Raw genomic sequence first — 20,722 nt, 5'->3', positions numbered from 1 at the left:
GTGGTGGCCCCGCCGACCCCCTCCACCCCGTCCGGCGGCGGCGCGGCCACCACCGTGCTCAAGGGTCCGGCCGCGCGCCTGATCGCCAACATGAACGCCTCGCTCGAGGTCCCGACCGCCACCTCGGTGCGCGCGGTGCCGGCGAAGCTGCTGATCGACAACCGCATCGTCATCAACAACCACCTCAAGCGGGCCCGCGGCGGGAAGGTCTCCTTCACCCACCTCATCGGCTACGCGCTGGTGCAGGCGACCAAGGCGATGCCGGACATGAACGGCTCGTTCACCGAGGTGGACGGCAAGCCCGCGCTGGTCACCCCGGAGCACATCAACTTCGGCCTGGCCATCGACCTGCAGAAGCCGGACGGCTCGCGCACCCTGGTGGTGCCCTCCATCAAGGCCGCCGAGCTGATGGACTTCCGCGAGTTCTGGCAGGCCTACGAGGACCTGGTGCGCAAGGCCAGGAACAACAAGCTCACCGCGGACGACTTCGCCGGCACCACGATCTCGCTGACCAACCCCGGCGGCATCGGCACCGTGCACTCGGTGCCGCGGCTGATGCGGGGTCAGGGCACCATCGTCGGCGTCGGCGCGATGGAGTACCCGGCCGAGTACCAGGGCGCCAGCGAGGAGACCCTCAACCGGCTGGCCGTCAGCAAGATCATGACGCTGACCTCGACCTACGACCACCGGATCATCCAGGGTGCGGTCTCCGGCGAGTTCCTGAAGGTCATCCACCAGCTGCTGCTCGGCGCGGACGACTTCTTCGACAAGGTCTTCGAGTCGCTGCGCATCCCCTACGAGCCGGTGCGCTGGGTCCAGGACATCGCGGCCACGCACGAGAACGACGTCAACAAGACCGCGCGCGTGCAGGAGCTGATCGACTCCTACCGCACCCGCGGCCACCTGATGGCCGACACCGACCCGCTGGAGTACAAGCAGCGCCGGCACCCGGACCTCGACGTGGTCTCGCACGGGCTGACGCTGTGGGACCTCGAGCGCGAGTTCGCCAGCGGCGGCTTCGGCGGCAAGCCGCTGATGAAGCTGCGCGACGTGCTCGGCGTGCTGCGCGAGTCGTACTGCCGCACCGTCGGCATCGAGTACATGCACATCCAGGACCCGGCCCAGCGCCGCTGGATCCAGGCGAAGGTGGAGAACGGCAACACCAAGCCGTCCCGCGAGGAGCAGCTGCGCATCCTCAACCGGCTCAACGGCGCCGAGGCCTTCGAGACCTTCCTGCAGGTCAAGTACGTCGGCCAGAAGCGCTTCTCGCTCGAGGGCGGGGAGTCGGCGATCGCCGTGCTCGACCAGATCATCTCCTCCGGCGCCGAGGAGGGCCTGGACGAGGCCTGCATCGGCATGCCGCACCGCGGTCGCCTCAATGTGCTGACGAACATCGTGGGCAAGCCCTACGCCAAGGTGTTCAGCGAGTTCGAGGGCAACCTGGACCCGAAGTCCATGCACGGCTCCGGCGACGTGAAGTACCACCTGGGCACCGAGGGCACCTTCACCTCGCTCAGCGGCAAGCAGATCAAGGTCTCGCTCACGGCCAACCCCTCGCACCTCGAGGCGGTCGACCCGGTGCTCGAGGGCTTCGTGCGGGCCAAGCAGGACATCATCAACAAGGCCGGCTCCGCCTTCACCGTGCTGCCGATCCTGATGCACGGCGACGCCGCGTTCGCCGGCCAGGGCGTGGTGGCCGAGACGCTCAACATGAGCCAGCTGCGCGGCTTCCGCACCGGCGGCACCATCCACCTGGTGATCAACAACCAGGTCGGCTTCACCACCTCGCCGGCCGCCTCGCGCTCCTCGGTCTACGCCACCGACGTCGCGCGGATGGTCGAGGCGCCGATCTTCCACGTCAACGGGGACGACCCCGAGGCCTGCGTCCGGGTGGCGCAGCTCGCCTTCGAATTCCGGCAGGAGTTCAACAAGGACGTCGTCATCGACATGGTCTGCTACCGGCGCCGCGGTCACAACGAGGGCGACGACCCGTCGATGACCCAGCCGCTGATGTACAAGCTGATCGAGGCCAAGCGCTCGGTGCGCAAGCTCTACACCGAAGCGCTGATCGGCCGCGGCGACATCACCATCGAAGAGGCCGAAGCCGCGCTGAAGGACTACCAGGCCAAGCTGGAGCAGGCCTTCGCCGAGACCAAGGACACCGGCAAGGCGGCCCCCTCGCCCGCGGTGGAGCAGGTCGAGGAGCCCTTCCCGGTGCGGGTGGCCACGGCCATCTCCGACGACGTGGTCAAGCGCATCGTCGAGGTGCACGTCAACCTGCCCGAGGGCTTCGAGCCGCACTCGCGGGTGCTGCCGCAGCTGCAGAAGCGGGCGCAGATGGTCGGCGACGCCACCATCGACTGGGCCATGGGCGAGACCCTCGCCTTCGGCTCGCTGCTGATGGAGGGCGTCCCGGTGCGCCTGGCCGGCCAGGACTCGCGCCGCGGCACCTTCGTGCAGCGCCACCACGTCGTGGTCGACCGCACCACCGCGCGCGAGTACACCCCGCTGTCGTACCTGTCCGAGAACCAGGCCACGTACACGGTCTACGACTCGATGCTCTCCGAGTTCGCGGCCATGGGCTTCGAGTACGGCTACTCGGTGGCCCGTCCGAACGCCCTGGTGCTGTGGGAGGCGCAGTTCGGCGACTTCGGCAACGGCGCGCAGACCATCGTGGACGAGTTCATCTCCTCCGGCGAGCAGAAGTGGGGCCAGCGTTCCGGCGTCGCCCTGCTGCTGCCGCACGGCTACGAGGGCCAGGGCCCGGACCACTCCTCGGCCCGGATCGAGCGCTACCTGCAGCTGTGCGCGCAGAACAACATGACCGTGGCGATGCCCTCGCTGCCCTCGTCCTACTTCCACCTGCTGCGGTGGCAGGCGCTGAACCCGGCGCACAAGCCGCTGGTGGTCTTCACCCCGAAGTGGATGCTGCGGGCGAAGGCGGCCACCTCTTCGATCGAGGAGTTCACCCGCGGTGAGTTCCGCCCGCTCATCGGCGACGAGACGGTGGACCGGGCCGGGGTGAAGAAGATCCTGGTGTGCTCCGGCAAGATCTACTGGGACCTGGTCGCCTACCGGGAGAAGCACGGCGTCACCGACACCGCGATCCTGCGGGCCGAGCGGCTCTACCCGGCCCCGGTCGGCGAGCTGCGGGCCGAGCTCGAGACCTACCCGGCGGACGCGCGCGTGCGCTGGGTCCAGGAGGAGCCGGCCAACCAGGGCGCCTGGCCGTTCATGGCGATGCACCTGACCGGCGAGCTCGGCGGGCGTACGTTCACGCACGTCTCCCGCTCGGCGTCCTCGTCCCCGGCCGTGGGCTCGCACAAGCGGCACGAGGTCGAGCAGCAGCGGGTGGTCACCGAGGCCTTCGCCGGCTGACGCGGCGTCACGTGAGCTGACCACGCACAGGTCCCCCGTCACCGGGCAGGTGGCGGGGGACCTGTGCGTTTCGGGGCCGGCGCGGCGGGCGCGGCCGACGCCCGGTCAGGTGCGGCGCCGGATCCACCAGAAGCAGAACCCGGACATCAGCGCGGAGATCGCCAGGCAGATCCCGGTCTCGATCCACTGCATCGGCCAGTAGTGGCTCGCGGGCTGGTAGGTCATGGACTCGTGCAGCGTGTTCCCGCCCAGGCAGGAGCCGATGTCTCCGATGCCCGAGCCGCCCACTTCGGTCTGCCCGGGCCGACCCGGGTTCGTGCCGTTCGTGCCGTCCGAGTCGAAGCCGGGGAAGCAGCGGGGGTAGTCGGAGGCCCGGATGGCCTGGCCCGAGGCGTTCTCGACCGGCGTGGTGTCCAGCACCCAGGCGCCCCGCGGGAAGGACAGGCCGTCGAGGTGCACGCTCTCGTTGTCGCCGTCGATCTCGACGCCCCGGATCTGGCCGCTGATGTTCGCGTTGACGGCGTAGGTCACCGTGGTGGCCGGCAGCAGGTGCGGGCGCACCAGGGTCGGCATGACGATCTGGACGGCGACGAACACGGCGAGGGTCACCGCCATCGCCGGGACGGTGCGTCGGATCAGCAGGCCCGCCGTACAGCCGAGGGTCAGGGCGAAGACCGCGTACCCGACCGGGACGATGTCGTGGGTGGCGTAGGTCATCGGGGAGAAGCGGCTGCCGGAGATCGGGTCGAGCGGCCCGGCCCACCAGGTCAGCAGATAGCTGAGCAGCCCGGCGGCGGCGAGCGCGGCCAGGCCGGCCCCGCCGAGCTTGGCCGCGAGCCAGCGGGTGCGGGTGACGCTCTGGTTCCAGGCCAGCTGGTGCGTGCCGGTCTCCAGTTCGCGGGCGATCAGCGGGGCGCCCCAGAAGGTGCCGAGCAGGGCCAGCAGCACGACCATCAGCAGCTGGGTGAGGTCGAACACGGGGGCGTAGGTCCCGCGGAAGGCGGACACCGTCGCGCTGCAGTCGGCCGTCCCACAGGCGGCCAGGTCGGCCGAGTAGGTGTGGTGGATCGACAGGCCCGTGATCAGGAAGTAAGCCGTCCCCAGGACCAGGACGACCAGGCCGGCGACGGCCTGCGGGCGGAACTGACGCCAGGTCATCCAGATCATCGGGCGTTCTCCGGGGTGTGGTCGGTGGATGAGGGGGTCGCGGCGGCGGCGGGCGCGGGTTCGGCGGCGTGCTCCATGTAGGTCAGCACCAGGTCCTCGAGGTCGAGGCTCTCCGCGGCCCAGTCCCCGACCGGCGGTTCGGCCGGGCCGCGCACGATGAACGTGCTCTGCCGCTCGGTGTGGGTGGCCCCGACGACGGTGAGCCCGGCCGGCAGGGAGGACGCCTCGCGCCGGGTGCACACGATCCGGTGGTGCGTGCCGAGCAGGTCCTCGGTCTCCCCGGCCAGTTGGACCCGGGAGGAGACCAGCACCACCAGGTAGTCGCAGACGCGTTCGAGGTCGGAGACGAGGTGCGAGGAGAGGATGACGCTGGTGCCGTTCTCCGCGACCGACTCCATCAGGTGGCGCATGAAGGTGCGCCGGGCCAGCGGGTCGAGGCTGGCCACCGGCTCGTCGAGCAGCAGCAGCTCCGGCCGCTTGGCGACCGCGATGGTCAGGGCCAGCTGCGCGCGCTGGCCGCCGGAGAGCCGTCCGGCCTTCTGCTTCGGGTCGAGACCCAGCTGCTCGATCCGGGTCCGGGCCAGCGCCGCGTCCCATCGCGGGTTCGTCGCGGCGCCGAACTTGAGGTGGTCGGCGACGGACAGGCCCGCGTAGACGGGGGTGTCCTGCGCGACGTAGCCGACCCGGGCGAGCTGCGCGGGACTGCCGGCGGGCGCCTCGCCGAGGACCTCGATCCGGCCGGAGCTCGGCGCGAGCATGCCGCAGGCGATCTTCAGCAGCGTGCTCTTGCCCGCTCCGTTGGGCCCGACCAGGCCCACCACGTGCCCCGGCGGAATCTCCAGGGTGCACTCGGCCAGCGCCTGGCGCCGGCCGTACCTCTTGCCCAGCGCATGGGCCTGCAGTATGGCGCTCATGTCTCCTCTTCGGCGTGTGTGGCGCTCTCGCGGAAGGTGCTCTGGAACATCGCCTCGATACCCGGTTCGGTCAGCCCGGCCGCGCGGGCCTTGACCAGCCACGCGCGCAGTTCCTGCTGCAGCGGGCCGTGCTCGGCCAGCGAGGCCTGGCCGAGCGAGCGGGTGATGAACGTCCCCACGCCCGGCTTGGCCGCGGCCAGCCCCAGGTGCTCGAGCTCGCGGTAGGCCTTGCTCACGGTGTTCGGGTTGATCGCCACCGCGGCGACCACCTCCTTGACCGTGGGCAGCTTGTCGCCCTCCGCGAGCAGCCCGAGCAGCAGCGCCTGGCGTACCTGTCCGACCAGCTGCAGGTACGGCGAGATCCCCGAGCGCGCGTCGAGGTGGAACTCGATCACCGGCTCTCCCATTTCACTAGGTCCCTAGTGGAATGAGTATCCAGCCGGGCCCCCGGCTGTTGTCAAGACCCCGGCGGCGGACAAGATAGTTAGACAAGCTACATAGTTAGTCCTATGCTTTTTGCATGAGTGAGAACGCGCGGGCGCTGCCCGACCCGGAGGAGCCCGCGCGACCCGCGGACTCCGAGGACGCGCAGATCAGCGCCGGGCTGGCGCTGCACGCGCTGGCGGCGGCCGTGGTGCGCTACGTCGAACATCCGCGGCAGCTGAGCCTGACCTCGGTCTCCACGCTCTCGGCGCTCGACCGCCGGGGCGCGTGCCGGATCACCGAGCTGGCCGCGCTGCAGGGGGTGGCCCAGCCGTCGATGACGGCGCTGATCGGGTCGCTCGAGCAGGCCGGGCTGGTGCGCCGCGCCCCCGATCCGACCGACCGGCGGGCCGTGCTGGTCACGCTCACGCCGGCCGGCCTGTCCTACCTGACCGAGCGTCGGGCGGGCGGCGCGGAGCGGCTCGCGACCTTGATCGACCGGCTCACTCCGGCGCAGGCCGCCGCGCTGTCCGCGGCCGTACCCGCGCTGCTGCGGCTGCGCGAACTGCAGGAGGAAGCGATGGAGCGCAGCGCCACGAACCCCGCCCACAAGGCGGAGGCCACATCAGGGAGGCGAAGCCAACCATGAGTTCTGCGACGCACGCCGCCGATCCCGGGACGAGCATCCTCCGCCAACCCAAGGCCGTGTGGGCCGTCACCTTGGCGATGCCGGTCACCGGCCTGGGCGAGTAGGAGCCCGGCGAAGAAACGAACGCGTGCGGGGCCGTGCCGGATTTCTTCCGGTACGGCCCTACGATCTCTTCCCGCGCCCTACAATCGGAGCGCAGCATCCTGACGTGGTGGCGTGAGGAATGTGGGAGGGGACGTGGCACAGTGGCCTCGGGCCGATATTCTGGCGTTGCTGGGCATAGTCGTGACGATCCTGGTCGCGCTGGTGACCCCGGTACGCAGAACACTGATCAGATTCGTTGACTGGATCTCGTTCCGGCTGGGAATTCCGGCGCGGCGTTACCGGCGTGGATTCAACGAGCGCTATCGACTGCTCGAGAACGTGTACCTGAACAAGAAGGAGCGTCTCGACCTCGGCGGCACCTATGTCGCGCTCTCCGCGGTGGGCGGTACGGCGGATCCGCAGAACCGTACGATCGCCACCACCGTGCTGGCCGAACGCGACAACCGGCGGCTGATCATCACCGGCGCGCCGGGCTCGGGGAAGTCGACGCTGCTCAAGGCCTACGCCGTCGGCACCACCCGCTCCGGCAAGCGGCTCGAGGGCAGCGCCGACCTGCTGAAGATCGATCACAGCAAGGAGATCCCGTTCTTCGTCCAGCTGCGCCGGGTCGCCGGCACGGTCTGGGACCACCTGGTCGAGGAGATCCTGGTGTCCGACTTCGGCTTCCAGAAGCCGCAGGCGGAGAAGTTCCTGCGCAGGCTGCTGGACCGCAGCCGCTGCCTGATCCTGCTCGACGGCCTCGACGAGGTTCCCGACGAGCGCTACCAGGAGGTCCGCGGCGCGATCCTGCACTTCATCGGCGACCAGAACCCGGACCGCTCCACCGCGAACGCGCGCACCGTGCTGACCTGCCGCCGGCAGAACTTCAAGCCGGAGGAGTGGACGACGTTCTCCGATGTCGAGCACGTCCTGACGCCGATGCAGAACAGCGAGATCCTGAGCTATCTGAAGAACCGGCGGGCGGACTTCACCGAGCGGGGCCTGACGCCGGAGCGGTTCTTCACCGCCATCGAGAGCTCGGCCACCTTCGACCTGCACCGCACGCCGCTGGTGCTGACCATGTCCATCGGACTGTATCTGGAGCGGCAGATCGACGCGGTGCCGAACTCCATCTCGGCACTCTACGAGGCCATGATCCGCACCATGCTGGACCGGCACAAGTTCATCCCGGAAGGCCGGCCGGTCAACGTCTTCACCCAGGACGACAAGGAGCGGTTCCTGCAGTCGTTCGCGCTCGCCATGGCCGAGCGGCGGCACGTGTTCCAGGACTTCAGCGCAGAGGAGCTGCTGGCCGTGGCGACGCGGCTGGCGCCGCACCTGGGGCGGGTGCGTCCGGACCAGGCGCAGGCCCTGGTTGACGAGATCGTCAACCGCTCCGGGCTGCTGAGCCAGATCGCGCCCGGGTTCTACACCTTCGCCCACCGCTCGATCCAGGAGTACCTGATCGCGGCCCAGCTGCGCGACCGGGAGCCGAACGGAGTCGACCGGCTGCTGGCCCGCACCTTCGACCACGAGTGGCAGCAGGTGGTGCTCTTCTTCGCGGCCGGCCACACCGCCGTCGTCGAGGAGTTCGTGGCCAAGCTGTACCTGCTCGACCGGGAGCTCGCGATCCGCTGCCTGGCCAACGTCGCCACGCAGAACGTCAACGTCATGGCGCAGCGGATGCTCACGGAGTTCACCCAGGAGACGCTCGCCGCGACGGACTTCGACGCGGCCGTACCGACCCGCCTCGCGGCGATCCTGTATGCCTGCCGCGCGGTTCCGGAACCGGTGCGCGACGTGGCGGTGGCCTGCGCCGACCAGCTGCTGCACCGGATCGAGGTGGCGCAGTTCGCCTCGGTCGTCGGCGGCGACGACAACCTGCTCAGAGTGCTGAGGGAACTGGTCGCGACGAACGCCACCAAGGTCGCCTCCCTGGTGCCGGAGCTCGCCGAGTCGATCCCGGACGACCCCCGGCTGGTCCCGGTGCTGTGGCGGTGCCTGAACGTGCTCGACCACGAGGCGTTCCCGGACGAGTGCCGGAGGCTGATCTCGCGGCTGATGGTGATGGCGATGGAGGCCTCGTGCTTCGAGGAGTTGGAGGACCAGCCCCGGCTGCGCTCGGCGGCCATCACCGACGGGCTGCGGCGCCGGGCCTATCCGTTCGTGGACGCGTTGCAGGTCGCGGAGTCCAATCTGGTGACGCTGCTGGCCTGGGCCGAACTGATGGACGTGGTGCCGGAGAAGAAGAACCTGTTCCTGCAGGCGAAGGGCGCCGGGCCGCGGTATTTCGACAATCTGGAGCGCGACAACCGGCGGACGATCAGATTCGGCTTCCACCGGCCAGCCCTGGTGTTCTCGACGCTCGTCTCCGCGGTCTCGACCTGCGTGGTGATCTGGACGGCGACGCGGCGTCCGCACGCCTTCCTCGAACCCTACGGCTGGTGGAACGTCGTGCTCGTCACGCTGGCCACGGTGATCGGCGGCGGGCTGACGATCGTGGTCATCTTCTATCTGCCGCATTTCAAGGTCGCGGACGACGATCCCGGGCAGCCGGGACTGTGGGTCGGGGTACTGAGCATCGAGGCGATGCCCGACATCGTGCTGTTCCTCATCGCCTTCGGACTGTTCCCCGGCACCATCAGCCTCAGCCTCGTCGAACTGTTGCGGCAGTCGATCTGGGTCTTCCTCGTGGTCGCGTCCGCCGCGGTCTTCTTCGGCTACGGCATCTTCATCACCCGCGTCTTCAGATCCGACGCCGTCTACACCTTCAACAAGCGCAACAGGTTCGTCGACGCCTACACCGACCCGTCCAGCGCGCACTGGCTCAGTTCCGTGCCCGCGGCAGAACATACGCCTGAGGTGAGCGTTCCGAGTCCGGCGGAGAGCTGATCGGCGTACGCGGCGGCGACGGCTCCGGGCAGGCGTGATCCGACGGGGGCTCAGGTCTGCTTGCGCGCGGCGGTGCATACTCGGTATACATACGGCGTATGTAGGAGAGGGGAGGTGAAGACCGATGTCCGTCAAGCACGGAATCCTCGCCCTGCTGCGCGATCGGCCGGGTTACGGGTATCAGCTGCGGGCCGAGTTCGAGGAGAGCACCGGGTCGACCTGGCCGGTGAACATCGGGCAGGTCTACACGACGCTCGGGCGGTTGGAGCGCGACGGGCTGGTGGCCAAGACCGGCGAGGACGCCGAGGGGCATGTGATCTACGAGATCACCGAGTCGGGTGCTCGCGAGTTGGCCGACTGGTTCGCGCGGCCGATCACCCAGGCACAGCGGCCCCGGGACGAGCTGGCGATGAAGCTGGCGCTGGCCGTGACCGTGCCCGGAGTGGACGTGGCGGTGCTGGTGCAGACCCAGCGCGAGCACGCCCAGTCCACCTTGCAGGAACTGACCAGGCTCAAGGTGCGCGCGGCGGCGCCGCACCTGGCCTGGTCGCTCGTGCTCGAAGCACAGATCTTCCAAGCCGAGGCGGAGATCCGCTGGCTGGACCATGTGGAGGAGCGGGTATGCCGAACGAATGGGTAGGGCCGGTGGTCGCGCTGCGCGACCTGACCCGGGCGTACGGGAACGGGGAGGCCGAGGTCAGGGCCCTGGTGGGGATCAACCTCGAGGTGGCCGCGGGCGAGCTGGTCGCGGTGATGGGGCCGAGCGGTTCGGGCAAGACCACGCTGCTTTCACTGGCCGGGGGCCTCGACGCGCCGACCTCGGGCAACGTGGTGGTCGAGGGCGTGCATCTGTCCGAGCTCTCCCGCCGCGCGCTGGCCCGGCTGCGCCGCACCAGCATCGGCTACGTCTTCCAGGACTACAACCTGATCCCGGCGCTCACCGCGGGCGAGAACGTGGCGCTGCCGCTCGAGCTCGACGGCATGCGCGCGGCCCGGGCCAGGAAGCTGGCCGAGCGGGCGCTCGAGGAGGTCGGGCTCGGCGGGCTGGGCCGGCGCTTCCCGGAGGAGATGTCCGGCGGGCAGCGCCAGCGCACCGCGATAGCCAGGGCCCTGATCGGCGAGCGCCGGCTGGTGCTGGCGGACGAGCCGACCGGGGCGCTGGACTCGCAGACCTCCGAGGCGGTGCTGCAGGTGCTGCGGGCCCGCTGCGACGCCGGCGCGGCCGGGATCCTGGTCACACACGAGCCGCGGTACGCCGCGTACGCCGACCGCACGGTCTACCTGCGGGACGGGAAGGTCGTGGGCGAGATCGGCGGCGCCGGGGAGCCGGAGCCCAAGGCGGCGCAGGCCCCGGCGGCAGCGGCCGCGGCGGGCGTGGCGCACGGTGAGGCGGCGGGGGAGCGATGAGGTTCAACCGCTGGCTCACCTCCTGGCTCATGGCGCTGCGGGTGGCGCGCCGCCAGGTGCTGCGCGACAAGGCCCGCAATGCCCTGATCGTCGCCATGCTCGCGCTGCCGGTGTTCGGCACGGTCGGCATCGACACGCTGCTCACCACCGCCCTGCATCCGAGCGCGGCCGAGAAGCTGACCCGGCAGATCGGCGGCTTCGACGCGGAAATCCAGGCCTCCTCGGGCGGCGCGATCGTGCAGTCGACGAACGCCCAGCCCACCATCATGTCCGCCGCGGACGCCGACGGCTCGAACCCGCAGGGCACGAACCCCACGCCCAAGGCGCCGTCCACCGCGGCGTCGCTGGCCCAGATCAGGACGCTGCTTCCGCAGGCCGTGCTCACCCCGGAACAGATCGCCGGGTCCGCCTCCTTCGCAGGCGAGAACACGTACGCGACCGTCGAGTATCTGCAGGTCGATCTCGGCAACCCCGACACCCGGGGGATCTTCGACCTCGTATCCGGTCGGCTGGCGGGCACCGCGGCGCAGATCGACCTGAGCCCCGCGCTCGCCGCCGATCTCGGGGTGCGGGTCGGGCAGCCGGTGACGCTCGAGGCGGATTCCGCGGCCGGCAGACAGAACGTGCAGTTCACCGTCGCGGGGCTGGTCGAGCTGCCGAACTCGACGAACTCGGAGCAGGCCTTCGCGCTGCCGAGCGCGCCCGCGGCCGACGGGGAGAGTATGGACGGCTGGTTCGTCTCCGGCGTCGGCCCGGTCTCCTGGGACCTGGTGAAGCAGTTCGACGGGTTCGGCTTCCCGGTCGTCTCGCGCGCGGTGGTGCTCGATCCGCCGCCCGCCTCGCAGGTCCCTTATTCGAACTTCCTGGGCAGCGGCGGCTACGGCCGGCTCGGCATGCAGCTGAGCCTGCAGCGGGCGGCGGTCCCCGCGGCCATCTTCGCCATCGTGATCGGCGTCGCGCTGCTGGAGGTCGTGCTGCTGGCCGGCCCTGCCTTCGCGGTCTCGGCGCGGCGCAGGGAGCGCGAGTACGCCATGCTCGGCGCGGCCGGCGCGGACGGCGCACAGCTGCGCCGGATCGTGTTGGCCGACGGGGTGGTGCTCGGCGCCGTCGCCGGCGTGGCCGGCCTGGGGCTCGGGTTCGGCGCGGCGGCCGCGTTCCTGCCGTTCGTGGGCGGGATCTTCGGCCAGCTGCCCGGCGCCGTGCACGTCAGTGTGCCGCAGATCCTCGGGGTCGCGCTGCTCGCGGTCTTCCTCGGACTGTGCTCGGCCCTCGTCCCGGCGCGGGCCGTGGCCCGGCGCGAGATCATGGCGACCCTCGCCGGCCGCCGGACCGAGATGACCGGAGGCCGGCGCCACGCGGTCAGGGCCGGCTGGGGTGTGCTGCTGGCCGCGCTCGGTTTGGTGAGCGAGTACTTCGGCGCGCGGATCTCGCCCTCGACCGCCGCATTGCTGGTCACCGCCGGCATCGCGATGATCGAGGTGGGCGCGATCATGTGCACCTCGGCGATCGTGAACGCGGCCGCCTCGCTCAGCCGGCTGCTGCCGCTCGGGCCGAGGCTCGCGTTGCGCGACAGCGCCCGCCACTCCGGGCGCACGACCCCGGCGGTCGCGGCCATGTTCGCCGCGGTGGCCGGGGCGGTGGCCGCAGGCACCTGGCTGGAGAGCTCGGCGGCCCAGCAGCGCGCCGAGTACACCCCGTTGCTGCGCAGTGACCAGGTCGCGGTGCAGAACGTCACGGACGTGCCCAAGACGCTGGCCGCCCTGAAGTCGGTGCTGCCGAACGTGACCGGGAGCATGACGACTGAATCCGTGGCCGGATATCAGCAGATGGCGACCGATCCGTCGCTGTGGACGGTGAGCACGCTCGACCTCGGCACCTGCGTGCCGGACGGCGTCGCGAAGGTGCCGGCCGCCCAGCTCGAGAACATCACCTGCGGCGACAACTTCTATCCCGGGGCACTGGTGGGCGAGCTCATCGGCGGTCCGCAGACGCTGCAGGAGGTCACCGGGACCGACGACGCGGCGGCGGACCGGGTGCTGGACCAGGGCGGCATCGTCGTCACCCAGGCCTCGCTGGTCGAGAACGGAACCCTCGAGCTCGTCGTCCAGCACGACACGCTCGCCCCGCACGCCGCCGACGCGACGCAGACCACGAAGAGGTACACCCTGCCCGCCGTGTACCTGAACCTGCACGGCAAGCCGGATCCCGGCTTCATCATGTCGCCGGCCGCGGCGAGCAGAATGGGGCTGGTCGTGCCCGCCTACGAGCAGTCGACGCTGCTGATCGACCTGGCGAAGCCGGCCACCGCCGCGCAGGTCCACACGGCGGAGCAGATCGTGCAGGGCCAACACCTCGGCAGCGACGTGCAGATGGATCCGGGGGTGCAGGAGGAGCGCAGCCTGGTCAACCTGGTCGTGCTCGCCTTCGCCGCACTGCTCGCGCTGGGCGCCGCGGCCATCGCGACCGGCCTGGCCCTGGCCGACGGCCGGGCCGACCAGCAGACGCTGGCGGCCGTGGGCGGATCCCCGTGGACCCGCCGCTGGCTGGCCGGATCCACCGCACTGGTGATCACCGGCCTCGGCGTGCTGATCGGAGTGCCGATCGGGTTCGTCATCTCGATCGGTCTGGTACGGCTGACCAACTTCAACATCGTCGGCCTGTTCTCGCAGTTCCCCACCTCGCAGGCGATGCCGTTCACCGTCCCGTGGCTCAACCTCGGCGCCATGGCCGTGGCGGTCCCGCTGGTCACAGCGCTCGGAGCGATGCTGCTGAGCGCGTCGAGGGCGCCGGGGCGCATCCGGGTGGAGTGAGCCGGAGACGGACGTACGACGTGGCGGCCGCCGCGGGGAGGGGAGCGGCGGCCGCCACGTCGTACGGGGGTGCGCAGGGTGCGTCCGGTGTTTCGCGGGGCGCGGATCAGCGCTGCGGAACCGCGCAGCCCTCCGGCCCGCAGACCTCCTCGGCCTGGCCCGGGTCCGGCAGGCCGGAGACGGTGGCGAGCTTCGCCGGCTGCGGCCGGGTGGCCCAGGCCTCCTCGAGCGCCTGCTTGAACACCTCGGCGGGCTGGCCGCCGGAGACGCCGTAGCGGCGGTCCAGCACGAAGAACGGCACGCCGTTCGCGCCGAGCTCGGTGGCCTCGCGCTCGTCCGCGCGGACCTCCTCGGCGAAGGCGGTGGGGTCTTCGAGGACCTGCTTGCTCTCCTCGGCGTCCAGGCCGGCCTCCACGGCGAGCTCGAGCAGCCTGGCCCGGTCGAAGACCGAGCGCTCCTCGGCGAAGTTCGCCCGGAAGGTCAGGTTGACCAGCTCGTTCTGCAGGCCCTTGGTCTTGGCGAAGTGCAGCAGCCGGTGGATGGCGAAGGTGTTGCCGTGGTCGCGGCCCTCGGTGCGGTAGCCGAGGCCCTCGGCCGCGGCGTTGTCCGCGACCCGCTGCTCGGCCTGGCGGGCCTGGGCCTCGCTCATGCCGTACTTCTTCGCCAGCATGCCGGTCACCTGGGTGGTCTCGCCCTCGGGACGGTTCGGGTCCAGCTCGAAGGACCGGAACACCACCTCGACCTGGTCCTTGTGCGCGAACTCGGCCAGCCCCTGCTCGAATCGGGCCTTGCCGATGTAGCACCACGGACAGGCCACATCACTCCAGATCTCCACGCGCATCGGCTTGCTCCCGGGCTTCTCGGCATACGTTTTCGGCGGCGGACCCACTGCCCGCCACTACGGCAAGCGGCACGTGCCCACCGGTTTATTCCGCGTCCGCCGCATCCCGTGCCGTGGCCGCGTCGCCGGCGGCGACGATCTCGATCGCCTCGAGGATCGTGGCGCAGGCGTGGTCGGGGCGGATCGCGTCGGCGGGCTGGACGTTGTCGTACGGGAGCCAGATGGTGCGCAGGCCCACGCCGTGGCCGCCGACGATGTCGCAGGCGTGGTTGTCCCCGACCATCCAGCCGTGCGGGCCGAGTTCCACGCCCAGGCCCTCGGCCGCGACCTCGAAGATGCGCGGGTCCGGCTTGCGCGCGCCCGCGGCGTCGGATTCGATGACGAAGTCGACGTATGCGCGCAGGCCGGCGTGGTCGACCTTGGCCTGCTGCACGGCGGTCGTGCCGTTGGTGACGATGCCGAGCTTCCAGCCGTCCGCGCGCAGGGCGGCCAGGCCCTTCGCCACCCGCGGGTCGAGGGTGAACTTGGCCGGGTAGGTGGCCAGCACCCAGGCGAACAGCTCCTCGCGCGGCGCGGTGATGCCGTACCACTCCTCGGCCTTGTCGCAGAACTTCCGCCACGAGGTCGTGGCGATCCTCGCGGAGAGCAGCTGCGCCGTCGCCGCGTCCACGTCCCCGCCGTCGGCCACGCCCGGCACGCCCGTCACCGCGTACCTGAGGACGAACTCGTGGCAGAAGGCGCGGAACGGCTCGGAGGTGACGACCAGGGTGTCATCGAGGTCGAACAGTGCGAACTTCGCCGGGGTCGCCGTCATGGTGCTGGCTCCTTCAGATCTGTATTGACTTGATGTACAGCGTGGTACTTCCACTGGTGTGGAATCCGGCCCGGCGGTAGACGCTGAGCGCTCCGCTCGGGTTGTCCGTGTCCACGGCCAGATGCGCGGCGTCGTAGCCCTGCGCGGCGGCCGCGTGCAGCGTGGCGGCGATGACCCCCGAGGCCACGCCGCGGTGCCGGTACTCGCGCCGCGTACCGATCATGGTCAGGTTGATCTCGCGCCGGCGCGGCCGGTCCGGATGCGGCGGCACCAGGTCCGTCAGGACGTAGCCGGCCACCCGGCCGCTCGCCGGATCGTGCATCAGGAAACTGAATCCAGGAAGGAAGCTGAGCGCGTTCATCCGCCGCGACCACATCAACGGCGAGGTCGGGGTCATGCCGGGGTGGTCGGGCACGAAGGAGTCGAGGTGCGCGGCGAGCAGTTCGTGCTCGTCCACCGGCTGGTACGTGCGCAGTTCCAGGCCCGCCGGAACCAGCGGCCACGCGTGCGCCGGGCCGTCCTCGGGGCCGCGGCGCAACTCCTGGGACATGCCGAACTGCCGGCGCCAGGCGGTGAATCCGGTCGCGGCGGCCACCTCGGCCGAGCCGGCCACCCCGTCGGTCCCGGCGAACATCACCTCGAGCGGCGCGCCCGGGAAGACCTCGGCGTGCAGGGCGGGCGCGCCGGCCAACGCCCGGCGTATCAGCTCTCCGCCGACGCCCGCGCGCCGGTGCGCCGGATCCACCGCGCCCCACAGGTGCAGCTGATGCTGCGGCAGCAGGGCCGTGCGCGCGAACAGCACCCCGAACGCCACCAGCCGCCCGCCTGCCGCGGGCCGGGCCTCGGGCTCGCCCCCGGCGCGCGCGTCGAAGGCCCCGAAGTAACGCCGCCGGACGCCGCCGAGCTCCTCGCGCACGAAGATCTCGGCCATGTCAGCGCTCGAACGCAGGTCGCCGGTGCCGTCGGCCAGTGCCGCGGCCCGGTGGACATCCGACATCGCGGGCGCGTCGGCCCGGGTCAGGGTGCGCCAGCACAACTCCATGGGCGGCAAGGCTATAGCCCGCGGATGAACCGCTCAGTCCAGATCCTTGACGTATACGGCGAAGGTGCGGCGCGCCTCGAAGCCGAGCCGCTGATAGAGGCTCAGCGCCCCGGTCGGGTGCTCCGCGAGCACCTCCAGCGAGGCGGTGTCGAAGCCCTGCCCGGCCGCCGCGTGCAGCACCGCGCCGATCAGCGCCGCGGCCACGCCCCGGCCGCGGAACTCGCGCCGGGTGGCGAGGTAGTTGATGTAGACGTCGCGCCGGCCGGTGGCCTGGGTGTCCGCCTCGTAGTGGTAGGCCAGGACGTAGCCCGCCAGGGCGCTGGAGGCGGTCTCGCGCAGGCCGAAGGTGAAATCCGCCCGGAACGCCGAGTTGCCGGTGCGCTCCGCGAAGACCTCCGGGGGCACGACGGTGGTGCCCGGGTGGTCCGGCACGAACGCCTCGTTGTGGGTGACCCGGAACTCCTCGGCCACCTCCGACCCGAACGGGACCAGCTCGAAGCCCGCGGGCAGCTGCGGCGGCGCGTCCGCCTCGGCCGGGCTGATCGGGCGCACCATGCCGAGGTCGTAGTGGTCCACCCGGTAGTCGAAGGACTCGAGCAGCGCGCAGTGGTCCGGCATCGCGTCGTACGCGGGGGACTGCAGCCGCAGCGGCGCACCCGGGTAACGCAGTGCGCTGATCTCTCGCGCCGCGCGCTCGGCCCAGGCGAGCACGCCCGCGCCGATCCCGCGTCCGCGCCGGTCCGGATGGACCGTGGCCCAGAAGAACATCGCGTGCACCGGATCGGCCGCGGTCCGCGCGTGCACCGCGCCCATCGCCACCATCCGGCCGTCCTCGAACACCCCGAGCGTGCCGCGCTCGGCGTCGAGGCCGGAGGTGGCGAGGTCGTCCAGGAAGTCCTCGGCCGAGTAGGACTCGCCCAGATCGTCCACCGCCTCCGCGGCCGTGCGCAGCGCGGCGCAGGCTTCGGCGTCGGCAGAGGTCAACGGCCGCCATTCCAGCTCTGGATCTTCCATGCGGCGCATGTTACGGCCCCACCGGTCCCGGCGCACCCGATTTTGCCTCCGGCGGGTTTACCCGTCGGGGCGCGGTGCGCGAAGGTGATATCCGTGTCCTGATCCATCCGACCCTGATGGAGTCCCCTCGTGCGACTGACCACGTCCGTACGTTCCGGCACCGGATTCCGAGCCGCGGCACTGGCCGCGGTGCTCGGGCTGGCGCTGGCCTCGGGCCCGGCGGCCTCGGCCGCCGCGGCCCCCGAGCACGCCGGCGCCGCCACCCACGCGGTACTGCCCTCGGCCCCCGCCACCCTCGCCCAGGCCCGCACCGAGGCCGCGCAGACCTCCGCGGCCTCACCCGACTACGTCGAGAACGGGTACGCGAACCCGGTCTCCGCCTACCAGCCGGTCCCGCGCCCGGACACCCGCAGCTGCACCGTCACCGCGATGCAGTACGACTTCTCCAACTCCTACTTCACCGGCGACTACGTCGGCACCCTCACCCCGCCGAGCGCCTGCGCCGGATCCTGGAACAAGGTCGTGCTCGACTGGTACGGCAGCGTCCAGGGCGTGCAGTACGACCGGCTGGCCGGGGTGTGGATCGGCGGCGCCGAGGTCCTGCGCACCTCCACGCCCGAGCCCGACGCGGCCGGCATCTCCTGGCACGTGGACAAGGACATCTCCGCGTTCATCCCGCTGCTGACCAAGGCGCAGCCGCTGGATGTGAGCCTGGGCAACCTGATCAATAGCACGGACACCGGCGTCTACCACATCACGCTCAAGGTGACCTACTACATGGCGGACCGGGCCGACCCGCCCGCGCGGACCGCGAACGAGGTGCTGCCGCTGAGCAACACCGACTCGAACGGCGCGTCCGACTGGTGGGACCTGAGCCAGGGCCAGAGCGCGAGCCTGACCGAGACCTTCCCGACCAACCTGACCGGCGCGAGCCTCGAGATCTACGCGCGCGGCAACGGCTGCGAGGAGTTCTGGTACAGCAACGTGCCCGACGACGACGCCACCGACACGGCCGAGGGCTACTGTTCCGGCGGTACCTACCGCGAGGTGGGAGTCGAGGTGGACGGACAGCTCGCCGGGATCGCGCAGGCCTATCCGGTCATCTACAGCGGCGGGATCAATCCCCTGATGTGGCGGCCGATCATGAGCGTGGACTCGCTGCGCACCGAGCCCTACACGCTGGACCTCACCCCGTTCGCGGGCGTGCTCAGCGACGGCAAGCCGCACACGATCACGCTGGTGCCGCCGTCCGACATCAGTGACGTGTGGATGCTCGACGCCACCATGTTCCTCACCACCGACCCGCACCGGACCCACACCGGCGGCGCGGTGACCCAGGACACCATCGCCGCCGCGCCGAAGCTGACCACCACGATCGCCAGCCCCACCACCGGCACCGACGTGATCACGGCCGACGCCTCGCGCGACTGGAGTGTCTCCGGCTACGTCGAGACCAGCCACGGCCGGGTACAGACCACCGTCAGCCAGCACCTGGCCTACCGCAACCTCGACACCATCTGGGGCGGCGGCGACTACCAGACGGTCAGTCAGCAGGACCAGGGCTACACCCAGGTGGACACGAACGGCAGCGCCCAGCGGCAGACCTGGAGCTACCCGATCAGCATGTACGCCTCGTACGTCCCCGACTCCACCGGGCCCGGCTTCCTGCTCACCGCGAAGGTCAGCCAGGCCAGGTTCACCTCCACCGAGCTCGGCGGCCTCGGCGGCGGCTGGCTGACCACGGCCCGGGTGGCCGACCAGGTCGCGGCCGGCGGCGTGCTGCAGCGGGCCGACGACGGCACGGACGTGCAGGCGGACGGCCAGGACTCGGAGGACTATCAGAGTTCGGCGATCGAGGAGCCCTGCTACCACCACGTGATCGAGGCCGACCACGGACAGGTCACCTCGGACACGTATCCGGGCTGCCGGGACTGAGCGAGCTGCGGGAGGGCGGCGTGCGGCGAGGCTGCGCGCCGTCCTCGGCTACGCGTGCCCGTGCCTACGCGTCGTCGCCTTCGTCATCCTCGTCGTCGAGGCGGGCCAGCCAGGTGGCCAGGCGCTCGACCGGCGTCTCGAAGTCCGGGTTGAGGTCCACGAAGGTGCGCAGCTGCTCGGCCAGCCACTCCAGCGACACCTGCTCCTGGCCGCGTCGCGCGGCGAGCTCCTCGATACCCCGGTCGGTGAAATACATGCCCCGATGTTACCTTCCGCCTGGGCCTGGACTCACCGCGGCTTGGGCACCGTGACGGCCACCAGCTCGGTCCCGTCCTCGGACAGCGAGAGCGAGCAGTGCAGTCCGGCCAGCTCGCCGAGCCGGTCCAGGTGGGTGCCGCCGCAGAAGATCGAGGCGGTGCCCTCGGGCAGGTCGCACACCCAGGCCCGGCGCGCGGTCAGCTTCGCCGACTTCTCCCCGCCCACCAGCTCGACCCGCACCGCCGCGTCGGCCGCGATCCAGCCGGCCAGCCGCGCGTTGACCGCCTCGGCCAGCTGCGGCAGCGCCTCGGCCAGGCCCTGCGGGTCGAAGCCCTTCTTGCGCAGCGACTTGCCGATCCGGTAGCGGTCGGTGCTCGCGTGCTCGTCCATCCGCGAGCTGTCCATGGCGATGGAGTCGAAGTCCGGCCGGCCGAACGCGTCCTCGCGCCCCGGCGCCCGGTTCCACCGTCCGGCCAGCGCCTCGTTGAGCGCGAGCGCGGTCAGGTGGCAGCCGGTGTGCGCGGCCGAAAGGGCCCGGCGGCGCGCGGCGTCCACCCGCAGCAGCGCCTGCGAACCCACCGCGGACTCGAGCGCCGGCTCGGCCTCGAGCACGTGCACCACCAGCCAGGACCAGGACTCCTCGCCCCGGCGCACCGGGATGTCCGCGCCGAGCGCGAACTCGCCCTCTGGCCCCACCGCGCCGGTGACGCAGTCGAGCACCGGGTAGGCCACGCCGTCGACCAGGACGGTGCCGCTGTCGCCGGGCTGATCCGGCCAGGTGTGGTCGACCGGGTGGAACGGGGTGGTGTCCACGACCAGACCGACGGTGCCGCCCGCGGTCTCGGCGCCGGCCGACTCGGCCGCGGAACCGGCCTCGGCGACCGAGGGCAGCGGCACCACCGCGAGCACCGCGGAAGCCCCCTCCGTCGCGCCGGAGGGGAACGTGACCAGGGTCGTGGCGTGCCGCACCATGCCCCCAGTCTCGCACGGCGTCCACGGGCCCGCGGCCGAACCCGGCAATCCGTGACCTGCCCGTGCCGAGGCGCCGACTTCGACCGACTCCGACAAAGGGGCGGCGGGCCGGTCGCACCGGC

Annotated in this window: 16 protein-coding genes; 7 read left to right on the top strand and 9 right to left on the bottom strand. The window is 71.1% G+C overall.

Going from position 1 to position 20,722, the window contains the following annotated elements; genetic code table 11:
* The gene (locus KDL01_RS25750; protein ID WP_212531185.1) at positions 1 to 3,378 is read left to right on the top strand and encodes a multifunctional oxoglutarate decarboxylase/oxoglutarate dehydrogenase thiamine pyrophosphate-binding subunit/dihydrolipoyllysine-residue succinyltransferase subunit; all 3,378 of its coding nucleotides are present in this window, start codon (positions 1 to 3) and stop codon (positions 3,376 to 3,378) included.
* Between the two features lie 105 nt (positions 3,379 to 3,483).
* Here the strand turns inward: KDL01_RS25750 and KDL01_RS25745 are convergent, their stop codons facing one another.
* The 3 genes from KDL01_RS25745 to KDL01_RS25735 are packed head-to-tail and all read right to left on the bottom strand — an operon-like array spanning position 3,484 to position 5,866.
* Positions 3,484 to 4,536, bottom strand: a complete 1,053-nt coding sequence (locus KDL01_RS25745) for an ABC-2 membrane transporter-related protein (protein ID WP_212531184.1) — start codon at positions 4,534 to 4,536, stop codon at positions 3,484 to 3,486.
* Between the two features lie 5 nt (positions 4,537 to 4,541).
* Positions 4,542 to 5,459 carry an ABC transporter ATP-binding protein gene (locus KDL01_RS25740; protein ID WP_212531183.1) on the bottom strand — a complete coding sequence of 306 codons (918 nt, stop codon included), beginning with the start codon at positions 5,457 to 5,459 and terminating at the stop codon, positions 4,542 to 4,544.
* Positions 5,456 to 5,866 (bottom strand): GntR family transcriptional regulator, encoded by a 411-nt coding sequence (locus KDL01_RS25735; protein ID WP_212531182.1) that lies wholly within the window; start codon positions 5,864 to 5,866, stop codon positions 5,456 to 5,458. Before KDL01_RS25735 ends, KDL01_RS25740 begins: the two co-directional genes overlap by 4 nt.
* A gap of 113 nt (positions 5,867 to 5,979) precedes the next feature.
* Here KDL01_RS25735 and KDL01_RS25730 point away from each other — a divergent pair, with 113 nt between their 5' ends.
* From KDL01_RS25730 to KDL01_RS25710, 5 genes are all read left to right on the top strand, one after another.
* Positions 5,980 to 6,531 (top strand): MarR family winged helix-turn-helix transcriptional regulator, encoded by a 552-nt coding sequence (locus tag KDL01_RS25730; RefSeq protein ID WP_246576991.1) that lies wholly within the window; start codon positions 5,980 to 5,982, stop codon positions 6,529 to 6,531.
* Between the two features lie 270 nt (positions 6,532 to 6,801).
* Complete coding sequence (locus KDL01_RS25725) at positions 6,802 to 9,507, top strand: NACHT domain-containing protein (RefSeq protein WP_212531181.1); 2,706 nt, start codon at positions 6,802 to 6,804, stop codon at positions 9,505 to 9,507.
* Between the two features lie 124 nt (positions 9,508 to 9,631).
* Positions 9,632 to 10,147 carry a PadR family transcriptional regulator gene (locus KDL01_RS25720; protein WP_212531180.1) on the top strand — a complete coding sequence of 172 codons (516 nt, stop codon included), beginning with the start codon at positions 9,632 to 9,634 and terminating at the stop codon, positions 10,145 to 10,147.
* The gene (locus KDL01_RS25715) at positions 10,129 to 10,914 is read left to right on the top strand and encodes an ABC transporter ATP-binding protein (RefSeq protein WP_212531179.1); all 786 of its coding nucleotides are present in this window, start codon (positions 10,129 to 10,131) and stop codon (positions 10,912 to 10,914) included. The genes KDL01_RS25720 and KDL01_RS25715 overlap by 19 nt, the downstream gene beginning before the upstream one ends.
* On the top strand, positions 10,911 to 13,724 hold the full coding sequence (locus KDL01_RS25710; protein ID WP_212531178.1) for an ABC transporter permease: 2,814 nt from the start codon (positions 10,911 to 10,913) through the stop codon (positions 13,722 to 13,724). The genes KDL01_RS25715 and KDL01_RS25710 overlap by 4 nt, the downstream gene beginning before the upstream one ends.
* Before the next feature lie 106 nt (positions 13,725 to 13,830).
* Here KDL01_RS25710 and KDL01_RS25705 read toward each other — a convergent pair whose 3' ends face one another.
* The 4 genes from KDL01_RS25705 to KDL01_RS25690 all read right to left on the bottom strand — a co-directional run bounded on the left by KDL01_RS25705 (position 13,831) and on the right by KDL01_RS25690 (position 17,435).
* Positions 13,831 to 14,565 carry a DsbA family oxidoreductase gene (locus tag KDL01_RS25705; RefSeq protein ID WP_212531177.1) on the bottom strand — a complete coding sequence of 245 codons (735 nt, stop codon included), beginning with the start codon at positions 14,563 to 14,565 and terminating at the stop codon, positions 13,831 to 13,833.
* 85 nt (positions 14,566 to 14,650) lie between these two features.
* Positions 14,651 to 15,379, bottom strand: coding sequence for an HAD family hydrolase (locus tag KDL01_RS25700; RefSeq protein ID WP_212531176.1), 729 nt, complete (start codon positions 15,377 to 15,379; stop codon positions 14,651 to 14,653).
* 13 nt (positions 15,380 to 15,392) lie between these two features.
* Complete coding sequence (locus tag KDL01_RS25695) at positions 15,393 to 16,421, bottom strand: GNAT family N-acetyltransferase (protein ID WP_212531175.1); 1,029 nt, start codon at positions 16,419 to 16,421, stop codon at positions 15,393 to 15,395.
* Between the two features lie 33 nt (positions 16,422 to 16,454).
* Positions 16,455 to 17,435, bottom strand: coding sequence for a GNAT family N-acetyltransferase (locus KDL01_RS25690; RefSeq protein WP_212531174.1), 981 nt, complete (start codon positions 17,433 to 17,435; stop codon positions 16,455 to 16,457).
* A 129-nt stretch (positions 17,436 to 17,564) separates the two neighbouring features.
* Between KDL01_RS25690 and KDL01_RS25685 the strand changes: the two genes are divergently transcribed.
* Positions 17,565 to 19,370 (top strand): peptide-N4-asparagine amidase, encoded by a 1,806-nt coding sequence (locus tag KDL01_RS25685; RefSeq protein ID WP_212531173.1) that lies wholly within the window; start codon positions 17,565 to 17,567, stop codon positions 19,368 to 19,370.
* A 64-nt stretch (positions 19,371 to 19,434) separates the two neighbouring features.
* On the opposite strand, the gene KDL01_RS25680 is transcribed toward KDL01_RS25685, so the two are convergent.
* Both KDL01_RS25680 and KDL01_RS25675 read right to left on the bottom strand, forming a co-directional pair.
* Positions 19,435 to 19,626 carry a DUF6104 family protein gene (locus tag KDL01_RS25680; protein WP_212531172.1) on the bottom strand — a complete coding sequence of 64 codons (192 nt, stop codon included), beginning with the start codon at positions 19,624 to 19,626 and terminating at the stop codon, positions 19,435 to 19,437.
* A gap of 32 nt (positions 19,627 to 19,658) precedes the next feature.
* The gene (locus KDL01_RS25675; RefSeq protein WP_212531171.1) at positions 19,659 to 20,600 is read right to left on the bottom strand and encodes an alanyl-tRNA editing protein; all 942 of its coding nucleotides are present in this window, start codon (positions 20,598 to 20,600) and stop codon (positions 19,659 to 19,661) included.
* Positions 20,601 to 20,722 lie beyond the last annotated feature (122 nt).

Source organism: Actinospica durhamensis, from assembly GCF_018139695.1.
In the GTDB taxonomy this organism is placed as follows: domain Bacteria; phylum Actinomycetota; class Actinomycetes; order Streptomycetales; family Catenulisporaceae; genus Actinospica; species Actinospica durhamensis.
This window is presented reverse-complemented; position numbering and strand designations above follow the sequence as displayed.

Bases quoted from the DNA above. Each gene is read 5' to 3' on its own strand.
- KDL01_RS25690 (WP_212531174.1), bottom strand. From the start codon at position 17,435: ATGGAAGATCCAGAGCTGGAATGGCGGCCGTTGACCTCTGCCGACGCC.
- KDL01_RS25735 (WP_212531182.1), bottom strand. From the start codon at position 5,866: ATGGGAGAGCCGGTGATCGAGTTCCACCTCGACGCGCGCTCGGGGATC.
- KDL01_RS25715 (WP_212531179.1), top strand. From the start codon at position 10,129: ATGCCGAACGAATGGGTAGGGCCGGTGGTCGCGCTGCGCGACCTGACC.
- KDL01_RS25710 (WP_212531178.1), top strand. From the start codon at position 10,911: ATGAGGTTCAACCGCTGGCTCACCTCCTGGCTCATGGCGCTGCGGGTG.
- KDL01_RS25705 (WP_212531177.1), bottom strand. From the start codon at position 14,565: ATGCGCGTGGAGATCTGGAGTGATGTGGCCTGTCCGTGGTGCTACATC.
- KDL01_RS25680 (WP_212531172.1), bottom strand. From the start codon at position 19,626: ATGTATTTCACCGACCGGGGTATCGAGGAGCTCGCCGCGCGACGCGGC.
- KDL01_RS25730 (WP_246576991.1), top strand. From the start codon at position 5,980: ATGAGTGAGAACGCGCGGGCGCTGCCCGACCCGGAGGAGCCCGCGCGA.
- KDL01_RS25740 (WP_212531183.1), bottom strand. From the start codon at position 5,459: ATGAGCGCCATACTGCAGGCCCATGCGCTGGGCAAGAGGTACGGCCGG.
- KDL01_RS25720 (WP_212531180.1), top strand. From the start codon at position 9,632: ATGTCCGTCAAGCACGGAATCCTCGCCCTGCTGCGCGATCGGCCGGGT.
- KDL01_RS25700 (WP_212531176.1), bottom strand. From the start codon at position 15,379: ATGACGGCGACCCCGGCGAAGTTCGCACTGTTCGACCTCGATGACACC.
- KDL01_RS25675 (WP_212531171.1), bottom strand. From the start codon at position 20,600: ATGGTGCGGCACGCCACGACCCTGGTCACGTTCCCCTCCGGCGCGACG.
- KDL01_RS25745 (WP_212531184.1), bottom strand. From the start codon at position 4,536: ATGACCTGGCGTCAGTTCCGCCCGCAGGCCGTCGCCGGCCTGGTCGTC.
- KDL01_RS25695 (WP_212531175.1), bottom strand. From the start codon at position 16,421: ATGGAGTTGTGCTGGCGCACCCTGACCCGGGCCGACGCGCCCGCGATG.